Genomic DNA, 12,966 nt, shown 5'->3' with positions numbered 1-12,966 from the left:
GAATCAACCTTTCTCTGGCAAAGCAACTTTATGCGTATTAGAAATAGACTGAAGACCGAAAGCTAGCCCGTCACCATCGAAATAAGTATCATAGGACTCGCGGTATTCTTTTGCTACTTCTTGCCGAAATTTAAATTGCTTATCACGATTTTTAGGATCGATGTCTGGGATTGCTGCAATTAAACGTTTTGTGTAAATGTGCTGCGGATTTTCAAAAATATCCTTTGTACTGCCCTGCTCGACATATCTTCCCTTATACATAATGGAGATATTATCACACATATGTTTTACAACTCCTAAATCATGACTGATAAAGAGATAAGTTAGATTTAGTTCTTTTTGAATCTCCTGAAGAAAGTTCAGTACCTGTGCTTGCACGGATACATCCAATGCAGATACAGGCTCGTCTGCTATAATCAATTTTGGTTTTAAGGCAATAGCCCGTGCGACACCAATACGCTGCCTTTGCCCGCCAGAAAACTCATGAGGGTATTTGTAAATACTATCAGTACTGACATTAACAATGTCTAAAAGCTCTTGTACACGCTTCTTTTCCTCTTGCTTCGATAACTTTTCAAAGTTGCGCAACGGTTCGGCAACAATATCCAACACTCTTTTTCTCGGGTTTAGCGAGGAATAAGGGTCTTGAAAAATCATTTGTACGTCTTTTCGGAAATTTTTGTTTTTTGCTTTTTTATCCGTAATATCTTTACCCTCAAAGAAAATTTGTCCTGATGTCACTTCTTCTAATCCGATAATCGCCCGGCCCGTTGTCGATTTCCCAGAACCAGATTCACCTACCAGTCCATATGTCTTACCTTGTTCCAATTCAAAGGATACGCCATCAACTGCTTTTATATAGTCAACTGTTCGGTTAAATATGCCACCTTTAATTGGAAAGTATACTTGTAAATCCTTGACCTCAAGAAACGACATTTTCCTGTTCCTCCTTTTTATCCAGGAAGTAAAAATGCTTATGACATGTACATCTGACAAAGTGCCCAGACTCCACTTCATGTAAAGTTGGATTCTCCTCATGATAAGAAGCATCCACCCAAGGAATACGTTCTGCAAAACGACAGCCTGTTCTCGGGAGGTTTTTCAACGATGGTACAACGCCCTGAATCACATGAAGCCTGTCCTGTCCTTCTGTCGGTACCGAATTTAATAAGGATCTCGTATATGGATGAAGCGGATTTTCAAATAGTCTTTCTACGGTTGCAATTTCTACAATCTGACCAGCATACATAACAGCTACACGATCGGCCATTTCTGCAACTACACCTAAATCGTGGGTAATCAAAATAATTCCTGCATGGATTTTTTCTTTCAATTCACGGATTAAATCGAGAATTTGTGCTTGAATGGTTACATCCAAAGCAGTTGTTGGTTCATCGGCAATTAAAAGCTCAGGATCATTAGCTATCGCGATTGCAATAATAATACGCTGCCTCATTCCACCAGATAATTCATGGGGAAACTGCTCATAGACTCTTTCCGCTCTCGGAATGCCGACTAAATTAATCAGCTCTATAACCCGCTTTTTCCTGCCCTGCTGCCCAAGTCTCTTATTATGCAGAAACAAGGTCTCTTCAATTTGTCTGCCAATAGGCATTAATGGATTTAACGCAGTAAGCGGATCCTGGAAGATCATCGCCATCTCGTCTCCGCGTATTTTATTTAACTTTGATTTGGACATTTCGACAATATTACGGTTATTTAAGGAGATTTCTCCTTCTATCTTTGCTCTTGTGTGCAGTCGCATAATGGAAAACGCCAAAGCACTTTTTCCTGAGCCAGATTCTCCGACAATACCCAAAACTTCATTTTTATTTAGAGTAAGCGATACATCATCCACCGCTGCGTAATATTCATCCCCAATACGAAAAGATGTTGTTAGGTTTTTTATTTTTAAAAGTTCATTAGTCAAACCTACATCCCCCTATCCAATTGTTTTCTATCTCTAAGGTGCTATCAACGAAAATTAAAAATATAATTTAAAAACAGGTAACTAAAATTTTCATAATTTCTGAATATAATAACGGAACGCTACTAGTTCAATATAATATCGTATAATGCTATACTTCTTTTAAACGTGCTCTATGTATTAGATTATATAAAGAAAGGATTGTTGGTATTTTTCTGAAAATTTATCTTAAATAAAAAGCTAGATGATTACTTTAGCACAATAAAATTTATAATTTTCTTTTTCGCATCTCTAATGTTTCAAATTTATTTCAAAATACTAATCTCGAAACCTTATCGTAAACAAATCTTAATATACTTTGAAATTATAGTTGATAATATTAGTAAAATCAATAGGTTTTGACAAAAAATAAGATTGGCAATTATATGTACAATTGTCTATATGTTGTTAAAAACCTTTAAAATCAAGGGGTTATTCCAATAATTTACTACAATAAATATTTGAAATTATTTTTCATTTTAATTCTTTCTTTCATGTCGTCTTATCAAAAATATAAGTTTCTAGTTTCTTTGCTCACGGTTTATTAACAGTATTAAAATACGCTGCAAAGATACTTTTCCTTACTAGCAAAAAAACTTCATCCAGTAAAGGTATTCCCCTCACTGAATGAAGTTTCATTTTATCACAGCATGAGCGCCCGTAATTCCCCTTATTCGGTATTGCTAAATTTCTTAGGACAGGCAGGGGAAAACGGGCGCTTCATCTCCTGATTGGTTCAACTATGATATATCGGAAAAATCACCCGATATATCATAGTTTCACTTTATAAAGCGACGTATGATTTTACTTTTTTTGGTTTATACTTTTCGGATAACTCTTGAATTCGCTGCATGTTCCCGATATCGAGGTTTCCACCACTCACGATGACTCCGCAATGTCTAGAACGAAGCTGGTGATGATGTGCGAATAAGGCTGCCAGAGCAGCTGCCCCAGCTCCTTCCATCAATGTTTTATTCCGTTCAAGCATATAAATAATCGCTGCAGCAATTTGTTCATCACTTACTGTCAAAATATCATCTACATATTCTTGGATGATTGGCAATGTATGCTTTCCAGGTTCCTTTACGGCAATCCCTTCTGCAATCGTGTCGACATGCTTCCAAGTTTTCACTTGCTTGGTATGATAACTATCATAAATAGCTGCGGCTCCTTCAGCTTGCACACCAATCACACGAATGTTTCGATTGATATGTTTGGCTGCTACTGCAATTCCACTAATTAATCCGCCACCGCCAATTGGTACTAATATCGTATCCAAACGATCTTCTTGACGCAATAATTCCATTGCAATGGTACCTTGCCCAGCCATAATGTCATAATCATCAAATGGATGAATATAGGTTGCTCCCGTTTTCAGTTGATGCTCCAGTGATGCTTGATAAGCTTCTTGGAAACTCTCTCCTGTTAGAATAACCTCTGCACCGTAATTTCTCGTTGCATTTACCTTCGCAAGCGGTGTTCCTTCTGACATAAATATCGTTGCTCTTACGCCCAATTTCGAAGCAGCATGGGCAACTCCTTGAGCGTGGTTTCCAGCAGATGCCGTGAGTACACCATTTGCAAGTTCCCGCTCTGTCATTTGTGTCAGCTTGTAGCTTGCTCCCCGAAACTTAAATGCACCGGTTTTTTGCTGATTCTCCATCTTACAATACACATGTTTACCTACTAGCTCGTCTGTTGTATGCGATGTTAGCAGTGGTGTTTGATGAACAATTGGCTTTATTTTCTTCCATGCTTGATATACTTTTTCACCAGTTAAGCGATCCCCAAGTGAATCCACACTCCTTCAACCCTTCTGATTCTTTATAATTTTCTATCTATCTTTTAATTTTCTCATACTTTTCTGTATTTATCATCCTTAAGCACGTTTTTCTTCAAATGCACGAATCTTATCTTCTTCTAACAGCGTCAGTGCAATATCATCCCATCCATTCAGTAATTTTTCCTTATGGTAAGCTGGGATGTCGAATGAAACAACGTTGCCGTCTGCGTCTGTAATTTCTTGTTTTTCCAAATTAATATCTAGTGTTAAGCCCTGCTCTGCTTTTTTCATCCATTGCTGGACTTGCTCTTCATTCATTTTTATTAATAGTATGCCATTTTTTAACGAATTATTATAAAAAATATCTGCAAAGTCAGGCGCAATAATGACTTTAAACCCAAAGTCCTCTAGTGCCCATGGAGCATGCTCCCGAGATGATCCACATCCAAAATTATCGCCAGCTAATAAGACTGTAGCATTTTCATATTTTGGTTGATTTAAAACAAAATCATCACGTAAGTTTCCGTTATCATCAAAACGCCAATGTAAAAACACAAATTCTCCAAATCCTGTTCGTTCAATACGTTTTAAAAATTGCTTTGGAATAATCTGATCTGTATCTACGTTACTGCGGTTCAACGGAGCAGCAATTCCTTTATGCTGTTTAAATGGTTCCATGTCTGTTCCCCCTAACTTGGTACTCCTGCGTATTGTCTCACGTCTACAAAATGTCCTTCAATTGCCGCTGCAGCCGCCATTTCTGGACTAACCAAGTGTGTACGTGCTCCGTTCCCTTGTCTTCCTTCAAAGTTACGGTTTGAGGTAGATGCACATCTTCCGCCAGATGGAACAATATCATCATTCATTCCCAGGCACATACTGCAGCCTGAATTTCTCCACTCAAATCCAGCATCGATGAAAATTTTATCCAGTCCAATTTCTTCAGCTTGTTGTTTTACCAGAAATGATCCTGGTACGACAATCGCTTTTACACCTTCTTTTACCTTCTTGCCTTCTACAATTTTAGACGCTCTTTTTAAGTCGCTCAGGCGAGAATTGGTGCAGGAGCCGATAAAGACATGGTCAATTTCAATGGATGTTATCGGCTGATTTTCTTTTAAACCCATATAGCTTAACGCACGCTCTACTTCTTCAGGGTGCTCTGCTTCTTTAATGGTTGGTGTAGAAGCACTAACAGGTACACCCATTCCCGGATTTGTCCCCCACGTTACTTGCGGCTCAATTTCATCTGCATATATTGTAACTGTATGATCGTATTCTGCACCTTCGTCAGTAGCTAGGGCTAGCCATTCTTCTGCTAATGCATCAAATGCTTCACCTTTTGGAACCATTTCACGGCCGCGCAGGAATTCTACTGTCGTTTCGTCTGGACTAATCAGTCCGGCTCGTGCACCAGCTTCAATGGACATATTACAAATCGTCATTCTTTCTTCCATTGTCAATTTGCGAATAGCGTCTCCTGTATATTCCATCACATACCCAGTTCCAAAACGAACACCGAATTTCGCAATAATAGCAAGGATCAAATCCTTCGCTGTAACACCTAAGCCTAATTCACCGTCAACTTTTACGTTCAATGTTTTCGGTTTGTCTTGCCAAATCGTTTGTGTTGCTAACACGTGCTCTACTTCACTTGTTCCAATACCAAAGGCTAATGCTCCAAAAGCACCATGCGTGGATGTGTGACTATCTCCGCATACAATGGTTTTTCCTGGCTGTGTTAAACCTAATTGCGGTCCGATAACATGCACAATCCCCTGATCTGGGTGATACATATCTGCCAGCTTGACGCCAAAGTCTGCACAATTCTTTTTTAAAGCTTCCATTTGTTTCTTTGAAATTTCATCTTTTATATTTTCTCTATTAATAGTAGGAACGTTGTGATCCATTGTAGCAAAAGTAAGATCAGGACGTCTTACCTTCCGTCCATTCAATCTTAAACCTTCAAACGCCTGCGGAGACGTTACCTCATGAATAAGATGCTGATCAATATATAAAAGAGCAGGCTTTCCTTCCTCTTCTTTTACAACATGCTTATTCCAAATTTTTTCAAATACTGTCAAAGCCTTCCCCAATTGTTACACCTCCAAAACAATATCGCCGATACAAAAAGCCTTTAGCGGTGACTTTTTGAACATCTTCCTATACATAAGAGCTACAAATTGAATCAGAAATACATTTTGTCGTTAAATTCTCGATAACTGCTTCTGTTATTTCATCTGTATTCATTTGTTTGCCATTGATTATATTTAGATCTGATGTGTGGTAGCCTTGCTCCAAACAATCATTTACTGCTGCTTCAATCGCCTTTGCCTCTTCATGCATTCCAAGAGAATATTCAAGCATTAATGCAGTTGATAAAATCATTCCAATTGGATTCGCAATTCCTTTTCCAGCGATGTCAGGAGCTGAACCATGAACAGGTTCATACATTCCTAAACCATCTGTACGAACACTTGCTGACGGAAGCATTCCCAATGATCCAGTCAGTACAGATGCCTCATCACTTAAAATGTCGCCAAATAAGTTCTCCGTTACAATGACATCAAAATCACTTGGTTGCGTAATAATTTTCATTGCTGCTGCGTCTACTAATAAGTGCTCAACTTCCACATCTGGATAATCTGCTGCTTTTTCATTAACAATTTCTCTCCACACCCGGCTCGACTCTAGTACATTGGCTTTATCCACAGAAGTTAAACGCTTCTTGCGGATTCGTGCAGATTCGAAGCCTTTTTCCACAATTCGTTCAATTTCTTGTCTTGAATAGGCTAACGTATCTACCACGTTTTCTCCGTTATTTCGCCGTTCGCTAGGTTCGCCAAAATACAAACCACCCGTCAATTCACGAACAATCATCATATCTGAATCTTTAACAATCGCTTCTTTTAAAGGTGAAGCATGTAACAAAGGGGCGAATGTTTTCACTGGTCGCAGGTTAGCAAATAATCCTAAGCCTTTACGAATTCCCAGCAGCCCTTTCTCCGGTCTAAGTTCTGGCGGTTGATTATCCCATTTCGGACCTCCAACTGCGCCGAGTAAGACAGCATCTGCCTCTTCACAAGCTTTTAGTGTAGCGTCTGGCAGCGGTACACCATAACGGTCAAGAGCATCTCCACCAATAGCACATTCCTGAAGAATAAAATCATGATGGTATTCGCTAGCAATTGCTGCGAGTATTTTTTTAGCTGACTCCATAATCTCTTTGCCGATTCCATCCCCAGGTAACAGGACGATTTTCTTTTCCATTATTATTCCCCCTTCTTCTTACTCGTGCACGAGCTGTTTGATATTTGCTTTCTTTTGAATGTAGTAACGATTTATCGCTTGAATAAGCGCATTTGCTGAGGCCTGCAGTACATCTTGAGCAGTACCGCGTCCATTAATAATTTGTTCATTTATGTTGATTTGTACATGTGCCTCTGCTAAAGCGTCTTTTCCGCCGCCAACAGAGTTTAACTGGTAATCAGTCAATGTAATTTCTTCATCAATTAACGAATTAATCGTTTTATAAAGTGCTTCCACACTTCCGCTTCCTTGCTGCGTCGCTTCTACGTTTAACCCGTCTGGAGCTTTTAAAACGACTGTTGCAGAAGGTGTATCTTTTGTATCATAAGAGACACCGAATTGAATTAATTCGTATTTATCAATGGTTGAAGAATCTGTTTTGATTTCCACCACAATGGCATAAATATCATCGTCTGTTACTTCTTTTTTGTGATCGGTCAGCAGCTTAAATTGCAGGAATGCTTCCTTTAACTCTTCTTCTGTCAGTTCAATCCCAAATTTATTGACTTTGTCTTTAAAAGCATGTCTGCCAGAGTGCTTACCGAGAAACAACGTATTTGGTGTTACGCCGACCAGTGCCGGGGTGATAATTTCATAGGTCTCAGCATGTTTTAAGACACCATCTTGGTGAATGCCAGATTCATGTGAAAAAGCATTTCTGCCAACAATCGCTTTGTTTGCCTGAACATACATTCCTGTTAATTTTGCCACCAGATCACTTGTACGTTTTGTTTCATTGAATTTTAAGCTCGATTCATATGGAAAGTAATCGGAACGTACATAGAGCGCTAAAGCAACTTCTTCTAATGCAACATTCCCTGCGCGCTCTCCAATTCCATTAATGGCACCTTCTACTTGTGTCGCGCCATTTTGAATGGCAGCAAGTGTATTCGCTACTGCTAACCCTAAATCATTATGGCAATGACAAGAAAGTTCTACTTGATCAATATTCGGCACATTTTCTTTCATATAACGGAACATGCTCCCGTAATCTTCCGGTGTGGCGTATCCAACAGTGTCCGGTAGATTAATGACTGTAGCTCCGGCATCAATAACTTTTTCAATAATTTCTGCCAGAAAAGCTTTGTCAGAACGTGTCGCATCCTCTGCGGACCATTCGACATGATCAAATTTTTCCTTCGCGTAACGAACCATGCTTACAGCTGTTTCGACAACTTCCTCAGGAGTACTCTTTAATTTATATTTCATATGAATGGGAGATGTGGCAACAAACACGTGAATAGCCGGTTTGGCTGCATCTTTCACCGCTTCATATACTGCATCGATATCCGATTTGAGGGTACGCGCCAAACCAAGAACGGTTGACTTCGTTATGGTTTGTGCGATTGCCTGAACTGCTTCAAAATCTCCTTTGGAGGAGGCTGGAAATCCAGCCTCAATCCGATCCATTCCATATCTTTCAAGCTGCTTAGCAATTTGCAGTTTTTCCTCTTTATTTAAGTTAACCCCAGGCGATTGTTCGCCATCTCGAAGTGTTGTATCAAAGAAATTAATTTTTGACATGTACTTTCTCACCTTCTTCTGCGCCATCATTAATCGGTTTTTTAACGAATGGCATTAAGGCACGTAACTCTCTTCCTACAACTTCGATTTGATGTTGGTTTTCGCGGCGATTAATTGCATTAAACTGTGGACGTCCAGTTTGGTTTTCAGAGATCCAATCCTTCGCAAATTTACCAGTTTGGATATCAGAAAGAATATCTTTCATACGACCTTTTGTATCTTCATCGATAACGCGCGGACCAGATACAAAATCTCCCCATTGTGCAGTATCTGAGATAGAATAACGCATGTTTTCCAAACCACCTTCATAAAGCAGGTCTACGATTAGCTTCAATTCATGTAAACACTCAAAGTATGCCACTTCTGGTTGGTAGCCGGCTTCTGTTAACGTTTCGAATCCTGCCTTTACTAGTGCTGTAGCTCCACCACATAACACAGCTTGCTCTCCGAATAGATCTGTTTCTGTTTCTTCTTGGAAGCTTGTTTCTAGTACCCCGGCTCTTGCTGATCCGATACCGTAAGAATAAGCAAGTGCTACTTCTTTTGCTTTTCCAGTATAATTTTGTTCTACGCCGTATAATGCTGGTACGCCAGCTCCTTCTTCATACGTACGTCGCACGAGATGTCCAGGTCCTTTTGGTGCTACTAAGAAAACATCTACATTAGAAGGAGGTACGATTTGTGTAAAATGAATATTAAATCCATGTGCGAATGCTAATGCATTTCCTTCTTGTAAATTATCTTTAATGCTTTCTTGATATACTTGCGGCTGCAACTCGTCTGGAAGCAATACCATTACCAAATCAGCCTGAGCTGTTGCTTCTGCGACAGAATATACTTCGAAACCATCTGCTTCTGCCTTTTGTTGTGATTTTCCTGGACGTAAACCTACTACTACATCAAAACCAGAATCTCTTAAATTCATTGCGTGTGCATGACCTTGGGAACCATAGCCAATGATTGCGATCTTTTTATCTCTTAGTACCTCGTTATTGATGTCCTTGTTGTATAATACTTTTGCCATAATGTAATCTTCCTCTCATCTTTGTTTAGTTTTTATGTTTTTTAATACCTGTTCAAAAGAAATTTATTTATCCATGAGCTGAAATACTATTCAACTCACTGAAACCTTGTTCAGGTTGATAACCTCTTGGAAATGCTGTTAATCCTGTTTTTGTCAAATCTTTAATACCATATGGTCTGAGCAATGCAATCAACGCATCGACCTTCTCTGGTTTTCCAGTAACTTGTATCGTCAGACTGTCTTTACTGATATCTATCACATCTGCTCGAAATGCAGAGATTAACGTCATAATTTCTGCTCTTGTTTGATTGGTCGCGACAACTTTTACTAAAGCGAGCTCCCTTGTCACAATTGCTTTATCTGTGACATCCAAAACTTTGATCACATCAATTTGTTTGTTTAGCTGTTTTGTTAATTGTTCCAGCTTTTGCTTATCGGCAATTTCAACGACAAATGTCATTTTTGAAATACCTTTCACATCTGAAGCGCCGACAGAAATACTTTCAATATTAAACTGACGCCGGTGCAGCATACCGGTTATTCGATTTAACACCCCGCCACGATCTTGTACTGTGGCAATGATTATCCGTTTCATTTTGTCACCCCAATCATTTCATGCATTCCTTTCCCCGGTGCAATCATCGGGTATACACATGTGTTTCTTTCGATGCGGCAATCAATAACAACTGGGCCATCATACGAAAATGCTTCTTCAAGCGCTTCTGGAACATCTTTTTCTTCTGCTACGCGCATTCCCTTGACTCCATAACTTTCCGCTAATTTCACAAAATCTGGGTTTTCTGAAAACAAAGAGTGCGAGTAGCGTTCATCATAAAATGTTTCTTGCCATTGTCTTACCATTCCGAGTGCTTCATTATTTAAAATCACCACTTTTACTGGTAGGTTTTGAGATTTCAAGATAGATAGTTCTTGTAATGTCATTTGAAAACCACCGTCACCTACAACGGAAATAACTAAATCATCCGGTTTAGCGATTTGTGCCCCAATTGCAGCCGGGAAGCCAAATCCCATTGTGCCAAGGCCGCCAGAAGTTACCCAATTATTCGGGTTTTTAAAAGTATAGAATTGAGCTGCCCACATTTGATGCTGTCCTACATCTGTTGTCACAACAGCTTCTCCTTTTGACTTTTCATAGACTTGCTCTATTAACCATTGTGGACTAATCGGGGTTTCACCACGGTTATACCAAAGCGGGTATTTTTCTTTATTCCTTTTTAATTTATCTAACCAACTCGTATAATCTCCGCGTTTTACTTCTTGTTGCAGCAACACGTTCAATGCTTGCTTGGCATCAGCAACAATCGGAATGGTTGTTTTCACATTTTTCCCTATTTCAGCCGGATCAATGTCGATATGAGCCACTTTCGCATTTGGTGCAAAATGCTGCAGGTTTCCCGTTAAACGGTCGTCAAAGCGCGCTCCAATATTGATAAGTAAATCACTCTCGTAAATGGCTGTATTTGCTGCATATGTCCCATGCATTCCTCCCATTCCGAGCGCTAAGTTATCATTCCCTGGATAGCTCCCAATTCCCAGCAATGTCGTTACAACTGGAATCTCCCAATTATTAACGAATTGTTTCAATTCTTCTGTTGCTTCTGAAAATAATATTCCTGCCCCGGCAAGCAATACGGGTCTTTTCGCTTCACTCAGTGCCTCTGTAACTTTTGAGATTTGCATTGGGTTGGGATAAACTGTCGGCTGATATCCCGGCAAGTAAAAATCATCATCGTAATCATTGATGGTTACCGTTTCAGAAATACTTTTCGGAATATCAATAACAACCGGTCCCGGTCTTCCTGTTGTTGCAATATGAAATGCTTCATTCACAATTCGAGGCAAATCTGCAATATCATTGACTTGATAATTGTATTTTGTAATAGGTGTTGTGATCCCCATCACATCTGCTTCTTGAAAGGCATCTGTTCCAATAACTTGTTTGGCAACCTGCCCTGTGAAAACAACCAGTGGAATAGAATCCATCATAGCGTCTGTAATTCCTGTAATTAAGTTGGTTGCTCCTGGGCCTGAGGTCGCTATAACAACACCAGGTTTTCCGGATACCCTTGCATATCCTTCTGCTGCATGAATGGAGCCTTGCTCGTGCCGCGAAAGCACATGCTTGAAGGATGTGTTGTTTCGATGCAGCGCGTCATAAATTGGTAAAACAGCCCCTCCTGGATAACCAAATACAACTTCAACATCTGCTTTTTCTAATGCCTGAACTAACAAATCAGATCCTGTGACCAAATTACTCTTCACTTCTACCTCTTGATTTGCATTAACTTTCACAGCAATGCCCCCTCCTTTTTCTTAAGAAAAAATAACGTTCACCAAACTTTTGGTTGAAAGTCTACGTCGGGGTTGCGGTTACTCACCCCGTTAAAATTGTTGCGCTTTGCAAATAGAATCCTTTTGTATTCTACCATTTGCGAAAAGACTGACTTCTTTAATCACCTTTTCTTCTAGTCATTATGTGTAGGGGCGGTACTTCGTGAAAAGAATAAAAAAAGACCCTCTTCCCCCATGTACATGTATTACTATCATGTATGGGGCGAAAAGGATCTGCTTTTCACGGTACCACCCAGTTTTTGCAAAGTTCTCTCAAACTCTGCCTCAGTAGCTACTAGAGCTAAATTTGATAACAGGTGCATTTATAACCATGCACCTGGTCACATATAATTGGAGTATTCCTTTCCATGTGACACTCAGGGACGATGTCGGAATAAGTAGCAATTCTGGGCTTCCAGCAACCCCAGATCTCTGTAAAAGCTATATATCTTTTCCTTTTTTCCCGTCAACGTGTTAACCATATTCGTGAAGTCATAACTTCTTATCGTTTTGTGAAAAATGAATCAGTTAAGAAATATCTTATATTGCGAACAATCATATCTTGTTTCTGTATGATAGTCAATAGCATTTTGTAATTTTTTTAATAATTCTATTTAGTCTGATTTTATGTATGCGTTTACATTGCTGACAGGGTTTGCCCTCTCGTTTTACATTACAATTTGATAATAATTGCATTTTTCGTAATGTTAGATGTTAGAGATTATTTGAGTTTGTATAGGAGTTTGGTAACTTAATAGGTTTGTTGGGGGGATTCGGGATGGGGATTGCTGGAGTTTAGAGCCGTTTGAGGCTGGAGTGGAGCGGTTTGAGGCTAAGGTGGAGCGGGTTGGGACTGGGTTGGAGCGCTTTGACTGAGTTTGGGATGACGTACAATAGTCTGTGTAAGCTGAATAAATAGGAAAGGTAAGGTTATCCTACCCATTAGTTAATCATCACAAAAACTAAGAAGAGGAGACCTTACCTATGTCTACTAGTATAACTGATAAT

Annotated in this window: 10 protein-coding genes; all 10 read right to left on the bottom strand. The window is 39.5% G+C overall.

Annotated features, from left to right (window positions below; genetic code table 11):
* Positions 1–3: 3 nt before the first annotated feature.
* Complete coding sequence (locus KI343_RS16855; protein WP_212927586.1) at positions 4–936, bottom strand: ABC transporter ATP-binding protein; 933 nt, start codon at positions 934–936, stop codon at positions 4–6.
* Complete coding sequence (locus KI343_RS16850) at positions 923–1,930, bottom strand: ABC transporter ATP-binding protein (RefSeq protein WP_212927585.1); 1,008 nt, start codon at positions 1,928–1,930, stop codon at positions 923–925. The genes KI343_RS16855 and KI343_RS16850 overlap by 14 nt, the downstream gene beginning before the upstream one ends.
* A gap of 820 nt (positions 1,931–2,750) precedes the next feature.
* Positions 2,751–3,767 (bottom strand): threonine ammonia-lyase, encoded by a 1,017-nt coding sequence (gene ilvA / locus KI343_RS16845; RefSeq protein ID WP_212927584.1) that lies wholly within the window; start codon positions 3,765–3,767, stop codon positions 2,751–2,753.
* A 78-nt stretch (positions 3,768–3,845) separates the two neighbouring features.
* Positions 3,846–4,427: a 3-isopropylmalate dehydratase small subunit gene (gene leuD, locus KI343_RS16840; RefSeq protein ID WP_212927583.1), complete on the bottom strand. Its 582-nt coding sequence runs from the start codon at positions 4,425–4,427 to the stop codon at positions 3,846–3,848.
* Positions 4,428–4,438: 11 nt separating this feature from the next.
* Positions 4,439–5,845 carry a 3-isopropylmalate dehydratase large subunit gene (gene leuC, locus KI343_RS16835; RefSeq protein ID WP_212927582.1) on the bottom strand — a complete coding sequence of 469 codons (1,407 nt, stop codon included), beginning with the start codon at positions 5,843–5,845 and terminating at the stop codon, positions 4,439–4,441.
* Between the two features lie 67 nt (positions 5,846–5,912).
* The gene (leuB, locus tag KI343_RS16830; RefSeq protein ID WP_212927581.1) at positions 5,913–7,019 is read right to left on the bottom strand and encodes a 3-isopropylmalate dehydrogenase; all 1,107 of its coding nucleotides are present in this window, start codon (positions 7,017–7,019) and stop codon (positions 5,913–5,915) included.
* Positions 7,020–7,037: 18 nt separating this feature from the next.
* Entirely contained in the window at positions 7,038–8,582 is a 1,545-nt protein-coding gene (locus KI343_RS16825) for a 2-isopropylmalate synthase (protein WP_212927580.1), read from the bottom strand.
* Positions 8,569–9,606, bottom strand: coding sequence for a ketol-acid reductoisomerase (ilvC, locus tag KI343_RS16820; protein WP_212927579.1), 1,038 nt, complete (start codon positions 9,604–9,606; stop codon positions 8,569–8,571). The genes KI343_RS16825 and ilvC overlap by 14 nt, the downstream gene beginning before the upstream one ends.
* A gap of 67 nt (positions 9,607–9,673) precedes the next feature.
* The gene (ilvN, locus tag KI343_RS16815; RefSeq protein ID WP_212927578.1) at positions 9,674–10,201 is read right to left on the bottom strand and encodes an acetolactate synthase small subunit; all 528 of its coding nucleotides are present in this window, start codon (positions 10,199–10,201) and stop codon (positions 9,674–9,676) included.
* The gene (gene ilvB, locus KI343_RS16810; RefSeq protein ID WP_212927577.1) at positions 10,198–11,919 is read right to left on the bottom strand and encodes an acetolactate synthase large subunit; all 1,722 of its coding nucleotides are present in this window, start codon (positions 11,917–11,919) and stop codon (positions 10,198–10,200) included. The genes ilvN and ilvB overlap by 4 nt, the downstream gene beginning before the upstream one ends.
* Between the last annotated feature and the right edge of the window lie 1,047 nt (positions 11,920–12,966).

Origin of the sequence: Oceanobacillus sp. J11TS1, from assembly GCF_018333215.1 — a bacterium.
GTDB lineage: Bacteria > Bacillota > Bacilli > Bacillales > Amphibacillaceae > Oceanobacillus.
This window is presented reverse-complemented; position numbering and strand designations above follow the sequence as displayed.